The following is a 15,218-nucleotide window of genomic DNA, read 5'->3' as shown; positions in this document are numbered from 1 at the left end:
GACATTCTGCAGAGTCTTTTTCGATGCCATCCTTATGCGGCCGCTTCCTCCGGCGCAACAGGCACTTCGCGCATCTTGCGCACCGGCGAGAACAAGATGAGGCAGGCGGCGAGCATGATGCCGACCCCGCCGATGATCATCGTGTTGAACACCCCGGCCACACCGCCGAGCAAGCCCCCGGCCAGCGCCCCAAGCGGCATGATGCCAACGACAACAAAGCGGATCGATGCGTTCATCCGCCCGTGCAGGCGGTTTGGCGTGATCGCCATGCGCAGGGAAACTTGGTTGATGTTGTAGATGACGATCATGATCATGTCGACGATCTGCGCGCCCATCAGCAGCGGCACCGCGCCTGCGGTTGGCAGGGTGACGGCGAAGAGCTTCATCAGCATCGAGATCCCGGTGAACAGGATCGCCCAGGCGATGGCAGGACCGACGCCAAAGCGCTGTTTCAGCTTTCCGGCGAGCAGGGCGCCGATCATCGCGCCGACGCCCGACATGCCGAAGATCAGCCCGATCATCGTCGGCGCGAGACCGAGGTCGCGGGTGATAAACAGCAGAAAGATCGGCTGGATCAGCGACATGCAGAAATTAAACACGGCGGTGGACAGAATGATCGGGCGCAGGATGCGCGAGCCAAACACCACGCGCAGCCCTTCCCCGATGTCACCCCAGATGTTCTGTTTGCCGCCCTGCGGCTGTTCGACCGTCTCTTTCGTGCGGATAAAGGTGAGCAATAAAGATGAGACCAGGAATCCCACCACATCGACGAGGATCGCAAACGGCGCGGTGACCAACTGCACCAAGGCACCGCCCAGACCCGGTCCTGTGATGCGGGAGAGCGAATTGGTAAATTCAAACTTGCTGTTTCCTTCGACCAGATCAACGCGAGCGATCACCGAAGGCAGATAAGAAGTCGAAGCGACATCAAAAAACACGGTCGCTGTGCCGGTCAGAAAGACGACGAGGAACAACTGCCCGATCGTCAGCACATCCGCATAGGCGGCGGCCGGAATCGTCAGCAGGAGCCCGGCGCGGAACAGGTTGGCGATCTGCATGATCGGCTTGCGCGGCAGACGGTCGACCCAAGCGCCGACAAACAGGCCAAACAGCAGGTACGGCACCGTCCCGGCGGCCGCCAGGATGCCCATCTGAGTTGGAGTTGCCCCCAGTACCAGAGCGGCGATCAGCGGCAGGGCGAGGTAGGTGATCTGTGAGCCGAACATCGAGATCGTTTCGGCCGACCACAGCTTCAGAAAGTCGCGATGACGCCACAGACCGGTAAAACGTAAGCGCATGGATGGTTCCTCCTGTAGCTTATTTACTCTTAAATATTACTTGCGCTGTGACCCTCTTTCAACCATAAGTTGCGATAATCGACCCAGCCTTGCGAATTCAAGGTGACGCCGTGCAGTTCCGGGCGGGTGGAGACGGTGATAAACAAGCGGTAGAGCGGCAGGACGGCATATTGTTCCAGCAGTTGAGACTCCATTTCCTGCAGCAGGGCGAGCCGTTCTGACCGGGTCGCTTTTTGCAACAGGGTGCGGATCGTCTGGTCGTTCCGGCTGCGCTGTTCCGGGCTCAGGTGATCGGTGAGGAAGGAGCTGCGGGTGAGCAGCAGGTCGAGATAGGACATCTCCGTGTCGTCTTCCATCGTCGCGCCGTCGAGGATCAGGTCGGAAGCGGCGATGTTTTCCATGGTGATCATCTCGCGGTACGGCAGGGGGCGGATGATGAGCGGAATGCCAAACGCGCTGCAGCGGCTTTGCAACCATTCGGCGTCTTCAATGTGGTCGTCATCAAAGTAGGTGGAGAGCAGCAATGGTTCGCCGTCATAGCCGCTTTCCGCCAGCAGTTCGCGGATGTGAGTCGGGTCGTGGCGAGGCGTATCGTCCGATGCAGTCAGTTCCGGCTCCAAGCGCACGTCAAAGCGCGTGGCCGGTGCGGAGCGGAGACCGCCGAGGTCTGCGATCAGCTGCTGTCTGTCGAGCAGCAGGGCGAACGCTTTCCGAAAGGCAGGGTGCTGTTGCGGCCCTTCCTTGTTCAGATTAAAAGTGAGCATCTGGAACGACCGCTCCAGCTGGCCGGACGTGGCCCAGCCGGAATTTTCCTGATTGTACTGCATGGTTGCCTCAACGCTTGGCTCGGTCATAAACCAGATCTCGATGCGGTCGAGAAACGCACGCTCGCGGAAGTACGGAGTGAACGCTTCTAAGATCAGCATCGTGTCGTCATTGCGGATCACTTTGAACGGCCCGCTGCCGACGGGCAGGCGTGCGAAGTCTTCGCCGATCCGCGTGCAGTAGACTTGGGGGACAATCGCTGCACGCTCGCTGCTCAGGAAATGCAGAAACAGCTGATTGGGCGCGTCGAGCTGCACTTCAAGCGTCAAGTCGTTGCGGACGGTCACTTCTTTCACGCCTGCGACCATCCACGGGTAAAACGATTCTTGCTTCATCCGCTCAATCGTAAAAGCGGCGTCGCGGGCGGTAAAAGTTGTGCCGTTGTGGAACAGGACGCTTTTGCGCAGGTAAAACGTGTACCGGGTGCCGTCTGCACCGATCTCCCAGTGATGGGCGAGATGCGGGCGGATCGCGCCTGTTTCCGGGTCGCGTGTGACGAGGGTGTCGAAGATGTGTTTGACCAGATGCGTCTCCGAACGCAGGATGCACAGAGCCGGGTCGAGGTGATTCAGCGGGTTGGAGTGTGTGATGCGCAGGATGTCTGGCGTGCCGGACGCGCCTCCCGCGTGGTAGCCGAAGTGGGAACTCAGCCAGCTCTCATAGCGGGTGCGCAGGGCAGGCAGTTCGGCAGCATACGGCTCGATCAGCCCGCTGGCCGTGCGGATGTCGCCGGTGCGCACCAGTTCCTGTGCCAGCGAAAACAGCAGGTCGGCAGGCGCGATCTGCAACGTGAGCAGCGACGTGTTGCCGCGCCCGCGTCCCGGCTGCCAGTGAATCCAGTTCTGCTCGGCCAGCTTTTTGACGATCAGCTTGGCGTTGCGCGGGGTGCAGCAGAGAATCGCGGCGATCTCGTCCTGCGTGATCGGGACAGGCTGTCCGACGGCCGCGTGCGGCAGGTGTTCGGTCAGGCGTATATAGTGATGGACAGGTTGCATGGGGCTCCATTCCTCTCAATTCGCAAAAGGTGAAACTTCAGTTGCACAAATCTTACCCTTTTTCCGAATGGCTTGCCAGTTTACGATGAGGAGCAAGGAAAAGGAGGAGATCGGATGTACGGAGCTTTTTTAAAAAAAGGGCTTGGGGCGCAAAAAGCACGGGTCGCTTCGTTAGGCATCCTGCTGCTCGGCGGTGCTCTGCTGCAACTGGGCAGTCCGCTGGTGCTGCGCAAGTATATTGATGCCGCCAAATTGGGCGGAGCGCTGGACGTGCTGGTCTGGGCGGCGTTGCTGTTTTTGGCGCTGACGGCGGTCCGGCAGATCGGGCAGGTGGCAGGGACTTATCTTTCGGAACAGGTCGGCTGGACGGCGACGAACCGGCTGCGGACGGAGCTGTTTTTGCATGCGCTGCGGCTCGATCTGGGCTGGCACAAGGAGAAGACGGCCGGCGAGATGATGGAGCGCGTCGACGGGGATGTGACGGCGATGGCGAACTTTTTCTCGCGCTTTGTGCTGAAGGTGGCGGCGAACGTGCTGCTGTTGCTCGGCATGGTCGCGGTGCTGTTTACGGTCGATCTGCGCGTGGGCGCGGCGTTTCTGCTGTTTGTCTGCGGGGCTTTGTGGCTGTTGAACCGGATTCGCGAGATCGCCGTGCCGCATTGGGTGGCGGCAAGGAAGGTGAACGCGGAGTTTTACGGGTTCCTCGGCGAACGGCTGGCCGGGCTGGAAGAGATCAAGGCGAACGGGGCGGGCGCGTATGTGATGAAGAGGTTCTTCGAGCGGATGAGCGTGCTGCTCGGCAAGGAGCGGACAGCGTATGTGCGCGGTCGGGCGTTGTGGCCGGCGACGGTTGGACTGTTTGCCCTCGGCTATGTGATGGTGTTTGCTTTGGGGAGCTGGCTGTATGAGGGCGGGCGGATTACGCTGGGCACGTTTTATCTGCTGTTTGCTTATGTGGAGCTGTTGCGCGGGCCGCTCGATCAGATCACCGAGGAGATGCAGGATTTCCAAAAAGCGGCGGCGAGCGTAAAGCGCGTCGGGGAACTGATGGCGGTGGAGAGCCGGGAGCGGGATGAAGGCGAACTGACATTGCCAAAAGGGCAGCTGGGCGTGGCGTTTGAAGCTGTGGAGTTCGGCTACGGCTCGGAAGCGGTGCTGCAAGGCGTGTCGTTTGCCGTGCAGCCGGGACGAACGCTTGGCGTGCTGGGCCGGACGGGAAGCGGCAAGACGACGTTGACCCGCCTGCTCTTGCGGCTGTATGAGCCGAACGCCGGAGCGGTGAAAGTCGGGGGCGTGGATGTGCGAGCGGTGCCTTTGCAAGAGCTGCGCGGAAAGATCGGCATGGTGACGCAAGATGTGCGCCTGTTCCGGGGGACGGTACGGGACAACGTGACGCTGTTCGATCCGGAAGTGCCTGTGGAGCAGATCGTCGACGTGTTGGAAGAGCTGGGGCTTGGCGCGTGGCTGCGCTCCTTGCCGCAGGGGCTGGACACGCTGCTCGAAGGCAGCGGCGGGCTGTCGGCGGGGGAGGCGCAGCTGTTGTCGTTCGCCCGCGTCTTTCTGCGCGACCCGGCGCTGGTCATCCTCGACGAAGCGTCCTCCCGCCTCGACCCGGCCACCGAGCGCCTGATCGAGCAGGCGGTGCGCAAGCTCTTGGCAGGCCGCACGGCAATCGTGATCGCCCACCGCCTGTCGACCGTGCGGATGGTCGATGACGTGCTGGTCATAGAAGACGGCCGCGTCGCCGAGTTCGGCGAGCGCGAAGTCCTCAGCCACACCGAAGGATCAAGACTCTGGCACTTGGAACACGCCGGAATGGAAGAGGTGCTGGGATGAACATTTGGAAGTTAGTCTGGCAGTTAGTGCGCTTTCGTCCGGGGTGGTATGTTGCGGACGTGGTGCTGTGGACGGGGATCTTTGGACTGCCGCTGCTGACCGGGTATGTGGTGAAAGTGCTGTTTGACGCCGTCAGCGGCGAAGCACAAGTTGGCGTCGGCCCGTGGGGGCTGGTCGCGGTGCTGGTGGTGACCTTGCTCCTGCGCATCGGCGTTTTGCTCGGCGGCTTCTATGTGGATTTTACGATGATGTTTTCGGTCGGGGCGCTGGTCAGGCGCAACGTCATGCACAACCTGCTGCAAAAGCCGGGCGCACAAGCCCTGCCCCAGTCGGCAGGCGACGCGCTGCTCCGGCTGCGCGATGATGTGAACGAGATCGCCGGCTTCACCTCCTGGACGGCCGACCTCGTCTACAAGCCCCTGCTGTCCCTCGCCGCACTGATCATCCTCTTCTTCATCCACCCGACGCTGACGCTTGTCGTCTGCCTGCCTCTGCTAGGGCTGATGGCAGCCGCTGCGATGGCCACCCAGCGCTTGGAAAAATACCGCGTAGAGAGCCGCGAAACCTCGGGGCGCGTGGCCGGATTTGCCGCCGAGTCGTTTGACGCGGTCGGTGCGATCAAGTCTGCCGGGGCAGAGGAGCGGGTTGCGGCGCATTTTCAAGAACTGAACGAACAGCGCCGCCAAGCTGCTGTCAAAGACCGCCTGTTCGCCGACTTGCTCGGGTCGATTTTTGAAAATGCGGTCGGGTTTGGCACCGGTCTGATCCTGCTCGTCGCGGCAGGAGCGATGCAAGACGGCAGCTTTTCGGTCGGCGACCTTGCCCTGTTCATCTTCTACCTCGACTGGCTGGGGCAGATGACCCACTTTTTGGGCCGCCTGATCGCCCGCGTCAAACAGGCGGAAGTGTCGGCCCGACGCGCCGTCGACCTGCAAGGCGCCGCTGCGGAAAAACTGGCCGAGCACGCCGACATCTACATGGATGGCCGGCTGCCTGAGGTGCCTTTTTCCGCCAAAAACCCTGACGACCAATTGGAACTGCTCGAAACAAAAGGTCTGACCTTTCACTACCCCACATCCGGGCGTGGCGTGGAAGATGTCTCGTTGCACTTGCCCAAAGGGAGCTTCACCGTGATCACCGGCCGGGTCGGCGCCGGGAAAACGACCTTGCTCCGCGCCGTGCTGGGTCTGGTGGTGCCAACGGGCGACGTGTGCTGGAACGGAAAAAAAGTCTCCGAACTCCCCCCGCCCCGCGCCGCTTATACCGCGCAGGTGCCGCAGCTGTTTCAAGAGACGCTCGAAGAAAACCTGCTGCTCGGCATCCCCGCAGAGCACGCCGACCTCGCCCAAACCTTGCGCACCGCCGTGCTGGAACGGGACGTCGATATGATGGAGCACGGTCTGCAAACGCCGGTCGGCGCACGCGGCGTGAAGCTTTCCGGCGGCCAGTTGCAACGGGCGGCGACCGCCAGAATGCTGGTGCGCGATGCCGAACTGTACGTTTTTGATGACGTCTCCTCCGCGCTCGACGCAGCAACGGAGCAGCTGCTCTGGGAGCGCGTCTTCGAGCGGCCGGACACCACCTGTCTGGTCGTCTCACACCGCCCCGCCGCCTTGAAGCGCGCCGATCACATCGTGCTGCTCAAAGACGGCCGGGTCGAAGCGGAAGGCAAACTGGAAGACTTGCTAGAGAAATCCGAAGAAATGCAGAAGTTATGGGCAGAAAAAAGTCTGGGGTAAGCACCCCAGACTTTTTTATAATTTCTCCGCGATCAACGTAAACGTCTTCGGAATGCCCATGTCGTCGATCTTCGTGTTGGGCTCTTCCTCCAGCAATCGCACAAACAGCCCGGCATGCGCAACGGCTGTGACGATCTCGCCCAGCGTCCATTTGCGCAGGCGGACTTTTTGCTGCAGCGAACTGCCGTCGTCGAGCAGCTTGGAGTAGGCAACGTCCGTCTCCTCCAGCGCGGTGGAGAAGTAGTTGCCGGTGACTTTGTGCTTTTTGCCTTTGGAGGTGATCAGCTTGGTCGAGATCGGGTGGAAGTCCTGGATGAGCAGGCGTCCGCCCGGCTGCAGGGTGGCTGCGAGAATCTCCATCAGCGGGTTGAGGTCGATAAAATAGTGCAGAATGCCAAGCTCCATCAGCACGAGGTCATAATCGCCGGTCAGCTCTTCGGCTGGCAGCTCCATGATGTCGGAGATGACGTAGCGGATCGAAGTGCCGGCCGCCGCGGCAAGTTCCTGCGCATAGCGGGCATTCTGCTCCGAGATGTCGACGACGGTGGCTTCCGCGCCGAGCAGCGCCATGGCGACCGCTTTCGAGCCGTGCGAGCCGAGGGCGTTCAGCACTTTCTTGCCTGGCAGCTCACCCAGATGCGGCACCAGCGTTTTCAGCCGTCCCACAGGGTCGTGCGCGATGCGCGGCCCTGCTTCTTCCGGCGGGCCGAAGCGCTTGACCCACGCTTGGTATGAGTCTTGGTTCCATGCCTTTTCATTCGCTTCGGACAGCGCGCGCTGTCCTTCTTTTATGTAGTCCGCAATCGCAGGCTGACGGGGATCATCCGCCGGCAGCGCATCGCGGTAGTAAGCGACCGATTTCGCCCATACCGTCTGCCCGTCGAGATCGACAGCCACCCGGTCGGGGTCGGTGATGATCACCGTGTTATAAAAGCAGACGATCTCCATCGTCACGCCGTCTTGCGTATAGACGAACTTCGAGCCGCCTTTAAACTCCTCACGGTTCCCGTCGCCCCAAAGCGCGATCGCCGCGTCAAAATTATCCCACTGCACCGAGATCTCTGCCGCATCCGGCTCCGGCAGTTTCACGCCCTGCACGAGCAAGGCGGTCGACCCGATGCACAGATAGGTGATCGCGGCGTCGGTCAGCTTTTGCGCTGCATCTTTTACAACAGACAACATCGTCATTTCATTCCACCTCAAACTTATCATGTGCCGAATCGGCTTCCTATATCATACCATTTCAGTCAAGCAAAAAACCTCCGTCGCGCGGACGGAGGTTATTTAAAGAACGATTACCAGGTGCGCAGCGGCGGAGCGCCAGGCGCGGGATTTTGAATGATGTCGTAGATCGGGTAGCCGTACGCGAGCAGAATCAGCACCGCCGAGACGGCGATCCAGACTCTCCAGCGCTCCAGGATGCGCGGAGTTGGTTCGTGGTTGTCGCCCAGTTCGGCGATCGGGAATTCTTCCTGGCCTTTCGGAGCGAAGCAGAGCAGGTAGAGGAACAGCCCGATCATCAGCATGCCGCCGACGAAGAGCATCGCGCCGCCAAATGCCATCACTTTGTAGTACGGCATCCAGGAGAGGCCCAGCACGCTGTCCAGATAGGTGGTGAAGTCGGTGCGGCGCGGCGCGCCTTGCAGACCCATGGTGTGCATCGCGCCGGACATGAAGCTCATGCCGACCGTCCAGATCAAAGTTTGCAAAATGCCGAGGCGGTTTGCCCACTTGGTGAGCTTGCGGCCGGAAAGCGCCGGCACCAGCCAGTAGGAGATGCCGAAGAAAGTCAGCACAACCGAAGTTGCCACGGTCAGATGGAAATGGCCGACCACCCACATGGTGTTGTGGACAACTGCGTTCATCTGGTTGGAAGCGTTGATGATGCCGCCAAGGCCCGCCGGAATGAACATCAGCATCCCGACCATCGGTGCAAAGAAGCGGACATCTTTCCACGGCAGCTTGGTGAACCAGCCAAACATGCTCTTTGCGCCTTTGCGGCGGCCGGCAGTCTCAAAGACTGCGAACATCGAGAACGCGGTGAGCAGGGACGGAACGACAACAGCGAGCGTTAAGATAACGTGGATAAACTTCCATTTTTCCGAGATGCCCGGCTCCATCAGCTGATGGTGGAACCCGACCGGAATCGAGAACAGGACGAGCAGGAGAAAGGCCAGACGTGCCAGCGAATCGGAGAACACTTTGCCGCCGATGATCTTCGGAATGCAGACATACCAGGCGATGTAGGCCGGCATCAGCCAGAAGTAGACCAGCGGGTGGCCGAAGAACCAGAACAGCATGCGGGAGAGCAGGATGTTGACTTCTGCGACCCAGCCGAACGACCACGGGATGAGCTGGAACAAGACCATCACGGCGAGGCCGGAAGTTGCGATCAGCCAGAGCACCAGCGTCGCCACCGTCATAAAAGCGAAGAGCGGCGATACTTGGCCCGGGTTGTGTTTGCGCCATTTGGCATAGTTGACGAGCATGCCGAGCGCGGCGACCCAGCTGCCGACGACGAGCAGTGCTGCGCCGACGTAGAACCAAGGTGTTGCTTTCAGCGGTGCATAGAAGGTGTAAAGAACCGATGCTTCATTGAGCAGGATGGCGGCGGTCGCCATCGAGGTGCCAAAGAACATCATCGCCCAGCCGATCCAGCCTGCTTTGAATGAGAAGTTGCTCAGGCCCCCGGTGGTTTTGGAGATGCCGGAATACATAAAGCCGATGATAAAGAAAGTGGTAAAGATCAGTGCCATCAAGACGCCATGGGCGGTAAGAATTTGATAGTAGTTTAACCAATCGGGCAGCTCGATCACGCCGCCGCGCACCAAGCCTTGCAAGAGACCTGCGATCGCGCCGATGCCAAAGGCAAGGAAGGCGATCACGAGGTAGGCGAGGCTCATCTTGGCGTCGCGTTTCGGAATTGCGGTGGTTTGCATGGTGGTTCACATCCTTTGCTATTTGACGACGATTTTTGCCATCATCATGTGGTGTCCTGCTCCGCAGTACTCGTTGCAGAGAATCATGTAGTCACCCGGTTTTTTGAACGTGGTGGTCGCCGAGTTGACGTGGCCCGGCACAACCATCATGTTGACGTTGGTGCCCGGAATTGCGAATCCGTGAATGACGTCTTTGGACGTGGTGTGGAAGGTGATCTCCGCACCGAGCGGAATTTCGATTTCGTTTGGTGCATAGCCGAACACGAACGCCGGCATGTTCAAGTCGTATTGGTTGTCGCCCGTCTTGACCAGGCCCGGCTTGTCAAACGGCGCGGTCTGGTCGACCATCGCCGGTTCGACGCGGGTCAGGTCGCTTGGCGGATGGTGACCGTGCGAAAAGGCGTTGAAGCCCAACACGATCAGAAAGGCCACCAAGGTGACGCCGCCAAAGACCAGCCAGATTTTTTCAAATTTATGCAAGTGCATGAAGTGTTCCTCCCCTTCAATCTCTTCCCCGGCGGTCGCTTATTGCCGCTCCAGGAAGAGGAAAAATGCGCTCAGCCAACTGAGGATGATCAAGATTCCTAAAATCATGACCGATGCAAACGTGCCGCGCAGGGAAACTTCTTCCTCTTGTTGCGGCTTGACCGGCAAGCTCTGCTTGGTGTCCGTCTGCTTCTGAATCTGTGCCATCTTGGCTTCCTCCCTCCGGTGAATTCGTAACGGATTTCATACTTTGAGTATAGATTCTGATCGGGCGGGCAGGTATCGGGGAACTCCCCGATAGCAGGTGCGGGAACTCCCTGAATCTCATCGCAGGGAAAAAAGAACGCCGTCTCCCGGAGGAGACGGCGTTCTGGTCAAGATCGTCCTATTCAAAATCGAGCAGGCCTTTTTTCAGCGCATAGCGCACCAGCTCGGGGCGCGTTTTCATCTGCAGCTTCTCCATGATCTTCGACTTGTGCGTCTCGACCGTCTTCACGGAGACGATCAGCTGCTCGGCGATCTCTTTGTTGGAGTAGCCTTTGGCGATGTATTGCAAAATCTCCTGTTCGCGGTCGGTCAGCACATGGAAGTTCTCCACGTCCTGGCCTTTTTGCACGCGCTGCAGGAACTCGGCGATCAGCGACTTGGTCGCCGTCGGATGCAGGTAGGCCGCCCCGGAATGCACGGTGCGGATGGCGTTGATCAGGTCAAGATCGGGGGCGCTTTTCAAAATATACCCGGACGCGCCGGCCTGCAGGACGCGGAACAGATACTCCTCGTCGTCATGCATCGTCAGCACGAGAATGTCGATCTCCGGCGCTGCATCTTTCAGCCTGGATGTGGCGGACAGGCCGTTTTCGCCGGGCGGCATGCTGAGGTCCATCAGCACGATGTCCGGGCGCAGGTCGAGCGCCTTGTCGACCGCTTCTTTGCCGTCGGCCGCCGTGGCGATCACTTCCATGTCGGACTGCGAGCCGATCAGCATCGACAGCCCGGAGCGGACGATCGCGTGGTCATCGGCGATCAACAAACGAATGGACATACTTAGGCCCTCCTTTTTCATCGAGCGGAATGCTCACTTCGATCCGCGTGCCAACGCCTTCGACCGAATCGATGCGCACCGAGCCGCCAAGCAGCGAGGCGCGCTCGCGCATGCCAAACAGCCCCAGCCCGGTGCCTTTGATCCGCAGATGCTCGGGGTCAAAGCCAACGCCTTTGTCGACGATACGCAGTTCGATGTTGTCGTCCGCGTCGGTCAGCGTGATAAACAATTGGTCAGTATCGGCGTATTTCGCCGCATTGGTCATCGCTTCCTGCAAAATGCGGTACAACGCCGTCTCCACCACCGACGGGTAGCGGCGGCGCTTGCCGTTTACGGTCAGCTCCGACTGGATGCCAAACGTCTCGTCAAATCGTTTCAGATACGAGCGGATCGCCGGCACCAGCCCGAGGTCATCGAGCGCAGACGGGCGCAGTTCGACCGACAGGTTTTTCACCTCTTCCAGCGTGCGCGAGGTGAGCTGCTGCACTTCGTCGAGGTGCGCCTTGACTTGGCTCTCTAGCTGCAACTGGTTGACGACGCGCAGGCCAACCATGATCGAATAGAGCGCTTGTCCAATCCCGTCGTGCAAGTCGCGGGAGATGCGTTTGCGCTCTTCTTCTTGTGCCTGGATCACATAGTTGGTCAACTGGCGCTGGTGGCGTTCCCGCTCCACGCGCTGCTGTTCGGTGATGTCGCGCAAAATCAGCACCAGCGCCTCATCGCCTTCGGTCGGCAGGCGCGTCGAAGAGGCGGCGACAGGCAGTTCTTCACCGCTCTTGGTGCGGACGAACATTTGAAACGACGGCAACTTCTGGCGTTTGGCGAAGCATTCCACACAGGTCATCTCTTCGGAGCAGGTCGCCATGCCGATGCAGACATCGCACAGGTTGATGTTGCCGACCAGCTCTTGCACCGTGTAGCCGGACATCGCTTCAAAAGAGCGGTTGGCTGCGATGATCATGCCGTCCCGGTTGATGGCGAGGATGGCGTCGCTGACGTTTTGGAACAGCGATTCTAAAAACGAAGATGAGATCTGCAAAGGAATCATGCTACGGGTTCACTCCCTCGTGCCCTTTTTCCTTACTATACACAGTTGTGTCTCCGCTGAGTATCCACTTTTTCAGTTCGTTCGCTTTTTTCGAGATGGCTGCGACGTCATGTTGATGAAATTCGCGGTAGCAGCGGCAGCCGACCAGCATCATGCCCGGCACGCGGCCGTCTTCCGCTTCCATCGGCACGCCGACCAGCGATTTCAGCCCTTCGGCGAGCAGGATCGGATATTCGCGCGGGTCGTCCAGGCTTTGGGGTTCGGTGAACTGCATCAAAAGCGGGCGGCCCATGCGGATGACTTTGCCGGCCACGCCTTTGCCCGGACGCAGCACGATGCGCTTGTACCGTTCATTGCGGTTGCCGGAGACGTATTGAAAGCGGATGGCGTGTGCCGACGGGTCTGTCAGCGCGATGGCGACAAAGTCGGCGCTCATGTCGATCCGAAACGCATCCAGCTCTTTTTGGATGTTCTGTTGCACGTTCAGCATTGACCGCACCTCCTGTTCTGTTTTTCCTCTTATTCAAAGTATAGCGGGCAGGGGGCGGGAAAGCTCTCAGGGAACTCCCTGATCTTTTGGGATTGACAATGTCTGACAGGAAGCATATATTGTGTCTATGAACGAAAAATAATTCCGTTCATAGGTTCATGGGTAGGAGGATGGCAGATGGTCAAAGCATTTCAGGACCGCGAAAAAGAGCTGTTGCGCGAACGGCTGTTGGAAAAGGGCCGGGAGCTGTTTCATCAATATGGATTGAAGAAAACGAACATCCGCGAGCTAACCGCGGCGGTGGGGATTGCCCAAGGGTCGTTTTATTTATTTTTTGGCTCCAAGGAGGAGCTGTATTTCGAAATCTTGCAGGAGGAGGAACAAACGCTGAAAGCGCGCCTGCAGGCGGATGTCTTTGCGCACGGCGAGCCGGGGAAGGAGCAGTTTAAGCGGTTTCTGCTGCACGGCATGCAGTTGGTGGAGGAGAATGCGATTTTGCGGCGCGTGTTTCTGGAAGACGAGTATGAGCTGATGGTGCGCAAATTGCCGCCAGAGCTGATCGAGCAGCACATCGCGGCGGATGAAGATGCGTTTGCGCCGCTGATTCGGGCCTGGCAGGCGGCCGGGTACATGCAGGGCGTAAGTGCGGAAGCGGCGACGGGGGCGGTGCGGGCGTTTTTCCTGACCTCCTTGCACAAGAAGGAGATCGGGGAGGAGATTTTTGCGGAGACGCAAGAGCTGTTGGCGGAGTGTCTGGCGGTCGGGCTGATGCGAAAGGGAGGGGAAGTGTTGTGATCGAGGTCAAAGGGTTGCGGTTTTCCTATCCGGGGCAGGAGGAAGAGACGCTCAAAGGGCTGTCGTTTGCGATCGGGCGGGGGGAGATCTTTGGCTTTCTCGGGCCGTCGGGAGCAGGGAAAAGCACGACGCAGAAGATTTTGATCGGGATTTTGAAAGGGTATCAAGGGGATGTGCGGGCGCTGGGGCAGGAGTTGCGGACGGTGCGCGGGGACTTTTTTGAAAAGATCGGGGTGGCGTTTGAGTTTCCGAATTTCTATGGAAAGTTTACGGTGTTGGAGAATCTGCAGTTTTTTGCTTCGCTGTACAAGGGCGAGACGGAAGACCCGCTGGTGCTGCTTGAGCGTGTCGGGCTCTTGGAAAGCGCGCAGGTGCGCGTGGCCGATTTTTCGAAGGGGATGAAGATGCGGCTGAATTTTGTGCGGGCGTTTCTGCACCGGCCGCAGCTGATCTTTCTGGATGAGCCGACTTCGGGGCTGGACCCGGTGAACAGCAAGATCATCAAGGATTTTATGATGGAGCAGAAAGCGGCGGGCAAGACGATCGTGCTGAACACGCACAACATGAATGCGGCGGCCGAGCTGTGCGACCGGGTGGCGTTTCTGGTCGACGGGGGGATCAAGCTGATCGATTCGCCCCGCGAGTTGATGATCGGCCGGTCGCGGAAGGTGGTGCGTCTGGAGTACCGCGAGGAGGGGACGATCCATGCCAGCGAGTTTGCGTTGGCCGATGTAGGCGTGAACCGGGAGTTTCTTCGCTTGCTGCAGGAAAAGGACGTGCTGACCCTGCACACGCAGGAGGCGTCGCTGGAGGATATCTTCCTCGAAGTGACGGGGAAAAGGCTGGCATAGGAGGTTCGGGGGCAGGCAAACGATGGGTGCCGGACGCTGTGGCGTGGATGATGCGTCAGAGATAGCCGGGCAGTATGGTGAGCGAAGCAGTGAATTTAGCAAGGCAGTGAGGTAGGCAGGGCTGTGAATCGATTTGATGAGTGCGGTATGTTTACTGGAGGAGGTTGCGGGATGCGAACGTGGGCTGCGGTGCGGCAGGATGTGCGGTTTCAGCTGCGGCATGGGTTTTATTATGCGTATCTGCTGGTCTGTACGGTCTATGTGCTGTTTTTGCACAATGTGCCGGAGTGGATGGGCAGCGTGTCGGCGGTGGTGTTGATCTCGGCCGATCCGGGGGTGCTGGGCTTTTTCTTTATTGGCGGGATCTTGCTGCTGGAGCGCGGGCAGGGCATTTTGGAAAATCTGTTCGTGACGCCTGTGCAGATCCGGGAGTATCTGCTGGCCAAAGTGCTGTCGCTTGGTTTGCTCGCGGTGGCATCGAGCCTGGCGGTGACCTTGTTTTCATTTGGCGCGGGTTTTGCGGCGGTGCCGCTTTTGACGGGGGTGGTGCTGTCGTCGGCGTTTTTCACCTTGCTTGGGGTGACGCTGGCGGTGCGGGTGAAGACGGTGAATGGTTTTCTGCTGACCTCGTCGCTGTTCTTGACCGTGCTGTTTGTGCCGATGGCGAACGTGTTTGGGCTGTGGGTGACGCCGTGGATGAAAGTGTTCCCGACCGAAGCGGCGATGACGCTGATCGGGGCGGCATTTGCGCAAAAGCCGGCTTGGGAGCTGGCGGTTGCCACAGCGGTGCTGCTCGTGTGGATCGGGATCGCGTACGCGTGGGCGCACCGGGCCTTTTACCGGCACATCATCTTGAAGATCGGGGGGAAGTAGG

Annotated in this window: 14 protein-coding genes; 5 read left to right on the top strand and 9 right to left on the bottom strand. The window is 59.4% G+C overall.

Translation table 11 applies throughout. The features are described 5' to 3' along the window. Positions 1–32: 32 nt before the first annotated feature. Both CBW65_RS03455 and CBW65_RS03450 read right to left on the bottom strand, forming a co-directional pair. Entirely contained in the window at positions 33–1,298 is a 1,266-nt protein-coding gene (locus CBW65_RS03455) for an MFS transporter (protein WP_087455606.1), read from the bottom strand. A gap of 29 nt (positions 1,299–1,327) precedes the next feature. Then, complete coding sequence (locus CBW65_RS03450) at positions 1,328–3,118, bottom strand: SgrR family transcriptional regulator (protein ID WP_087455605.1); 1,791 nt, start codon at positions 3,116–3,118, stop codon at positions 1,328–1,330. Positions 3,119–3,232: 114 nt separating this feature from the next. Here CBW65_RS03450 and CBW65_RS03445 point away from each other — a divergent pair, with 114 nt between their 5' ends. Then, positions 3,233–4,954: an ABC transporter ATP-binding protein gene (locus tag CBW65_RS03445; protein ID WP_087455604.1), complete on the top strand. Its 1,722-nt coding sequence runs from the start codon at positions 3,233–3,235 to the stop codon at positions 4,952–4,954. After that, positions 4,951–6,693, top strand: a complete 1,743-nt coding sequence (locus CBW65_RS03440; protein ID WP_087455603.1) for an ABC transporter ATP-binding protein — start codon at positions 4,951–4,953, stop codon at positions 6,691–6,693. Before CBW65_RS03445 ends, CBW65_RS03440 begins: the two co-directional genes overlap by 4 nt. 15 nt (positions 6,694–6,708) lie before the next feature. On the opposite strand, the gene CBW65_RS03435 is transcribed toward CBW65_RS03440, so the two are convergent. The 7 genes from CBW65_RS03435 to CBW65_RS03410 all read right to left on the bottom strand — a co-directional run bounded on the left by CBW65_RS03435 (position 6,709) and on the right by CBW65_RS03410 (position 12,698). Beyond that, positions 6,709–7,881 carry a class I SAM-dependent methyltransferase gene (locus tag CBW65_RS03435; protein WP_232463437.1) on the bottom strand — a complete coding sequence of 391 codons (1,173 nt, stop codon included), beginning with the start codon at positions 7,879–7,881 and terminating at the stop codon, positions 6,709–6,711. 107 nt (positions 7,882–7,988) lie between these two features. Beyond that, positions 7,989–9,632 (bottom strand): b(o/a)3-type cytochrome-c oxidase subunit 1, encoded by a 1,644-nt coding sequence (locus CBW65_RS03430; protein ID WP_087455602.1) that lies wholly within the window; start codon positions 9,630–9,632, stop codon positions 7,989–7,991. 18 nt (positions 9,633–9,650) lie between these two features. Further along, positions 9,651–10,118: a cytochrome c oxidase subunit II gene (locus CBW65_RS03425; protein WP_087455601.1), complete on the bottom strand. Its 468-nt coding sequence runs from the start codon at positions 10,116–10,118 to the stop codon at positions 9,651–9,653. A gap of 39 nt (positions 10,119–10,157) precedes the next feature. Then, positions 10,158–10,325 carry a cytochrome c oxidase subunit 2A gene (locus CBW65_RS24055; RefSeq protein WP_157721749.1) on the bottom strand — a complete coding sequence of 56 codons (168 nt, stop codon included), beginning with the start codon at positions 10,323–10,325 and terminating at the stop codon, positions 10,158–10,160. A gap of 178 nt (positions 10,326–10,503) precedes the next feature. After that, the gene (locus CBW65_RS03420) at positions 10,504–11,160 is read right to left on the bottom strand and encodes a response regulator (RefSeq protein ID WP_087455600.1); all 657 of its coding nucleotides are present in this window, start codon (positions 11,158–11,160) and stop codon (positions 10,504–10,506) included. Beyond that, entirely contained in the window at positions 11,132–12,208 is a 1,077-nt protein-coding gene (locus CBW65_RS03415; protein WP_087455599.1) for a sensor histidine kinase, read from the bottom strand. Before CBW65_RS03415 ends, CBW65_RS03420 begins: the two co-directional genes overlap by 29 nt. 1 nt (position 12,209) lies before the next feature. Further along, positions 12,210–12,698, bottom strand: a complete 489-nt coding sequence (locus CBW65_RS03410; protein ID WP_087455598.1) for a GAF domain-containing protein — start codon at positions 12,696–12,698, stop codon at positions 12,210–12,212. Positions 12,699–12,875: 177 nt separating this feature from the next. Between CBW65_RS03410 and CBW65_RS03405 the strand changes: the two genes are divergently transcribed. From CBW65_RS03405 to CBW65_RS03395, 3 genes are all read left to right on the top strand, one after another. Beyond that, on the top strand, positions 12,876–13,493 hold the full coding sequence (locus CBW65_RS03405; protein WP_087455597.1) for a TetR/AcrR family transcriptional regulator: 618 nt from the start codon (positions 12,876–12,878) through the stop codon (positions 13,491–13,493). Next, positions 13,490–14,344, top strand: coding sequence for an ABC transporter ATP-binding protein (locus CBW65_RS03400; protein WP_087455596.1), 855 nt, complete (start codon positions 13,490–13,492; stop codon positions 14,342–14,344). The genes CBW65_RS03405 and CBW65_RS03400 overlap by 4 nt, the downstream gene beginning before the upstream one ends. 171 nt (positions 14,345–14,515) lie before the next feature. After that, on the top strand, positions 14,516–15,217 hold the full coding sequence (locus tag CBW65_RS03395; protein ID WP_087455595.1) for a fluoroquinolone export ABC transporter permease subunit: 702 nt from the start codon (positions 14,516–14,518) through the stop codon (positions 15,215–15,217). Position 15,218 lies beyond the last annotated feature (1 nt).

The organism is Tumebacillus avium (assembly GCF_002162355.1).
Lineage (GTDB): Bacteria > Bacillota > Bacilli > Tumebacillales > Tumebacillaceae > Tumebacillus_A > Tumebacillus_A avium.
Note: the sequence above shows the minus strand (reverse complement) of the source record. Positions and strands in the feature narration are given on the sequence as shown.

What these genes read in the sequence shown, in the direction of transcription:
- CBW65_RS03440 (WP_087455603.1), top strand. Translation starts at nt 4,951, where the DNA reads ATGAACATTTGGAAGTTAGTCTGGCAGTTAGTGCGCTTTCGTCCGGGG.
- CBW65_RS03415 (WP_087455599.1), bottom strand. Translation starts at nt 12,208, where the DNA reads ATGATTCCTTTGCAGATCTCATCTTCGTTTTTAGAATCGCTGTTCCAA.
- CBW65_RS03445 (WP_087455604.1), top strand. Translation starts at nt 3,233, where the DNA reads ATGTACGGAGCTTTTTTAAAAAAAGGGCTTGGGGCGCAAAAAGCACGG.
- CBW65_RS24055 (WP_157721749.1), bottom strand. Translation starts at nt 10,325, where the DNA reads ATGGCACAGATTCAGAAGCAGACGGACACCAAGCAGAGCTTGCCGGTC.
- CBW65_RS03410 (WP_087455598.1), bottom strand. Translation starts at nt 12,698, where the DNA reads ATGCTGAACGTGCAACAGAACATCCAAAAAGAGCTGGATGCGTTTCGG.
- CBW65_RS03405 (WP_087455597.1), top strand. Translation starts at nt 12,876, where the DNA reads ATGGTCAAAGCATTTCAGGACCGCGAAAAAGAGCTGTTGCGCGAACGG.
- CBW65_RS03425 (WP_087455601.1), bottom strand. Translation starts at nt 10,118, where the DNA reads ATGCACTTGCATAAATTTGAAAAAATCTGGCTGGTCTTTGGCGGCGTC.
- CBW65_RS03435 (WP_232463437.1), bottom strand. Translation starts at nt 7,881, where the DNA reads ATGACGATGTTGTCTGTTGTAAAAGATGCAGCGCAAAAGCTGACCGAC.
- CBW65_RS03455 (WP_087455606.1), bottom strand. Translation starts at nt 1,298, where the DNA reads ATGCGCTTACGTTTTACCGGTCTGTGGCGTCATCGCGACTTTCTGAAG.
- CBW65_RS03420 (WP_087455600.1), bottom strand. Translation starts at nt 11,160, where the DNA reads ATGTCCATTCGTTTGTTGATCGCCGATGACCACGCGATCGTCCGCTCC.
- CBW65_RS03395 (WP_087455595.1), top strand. Translation starts at nt 14,516, where the DNA reads ATGCGAACGTGGGCTGCGGTGCGGCAGGATGTGCGGTTTCAGCTGCGG.
- CBW65_RS03430 (WP_087455602.1), bottom strand. Translation starts at nt 9,632, where the DNA reads ATGCAAACCACCGCAATTCCGAAACGCGACGCCAAGATGAGCCTCGCC.
- CBW65_RS03450 (WP_087455605.1), bottom strand. Translation starts at nt 3,118, where the DNA reads ATGCAACCTGTCCATCACTATATACGCCTGACCGAACACCTGCCGCAC.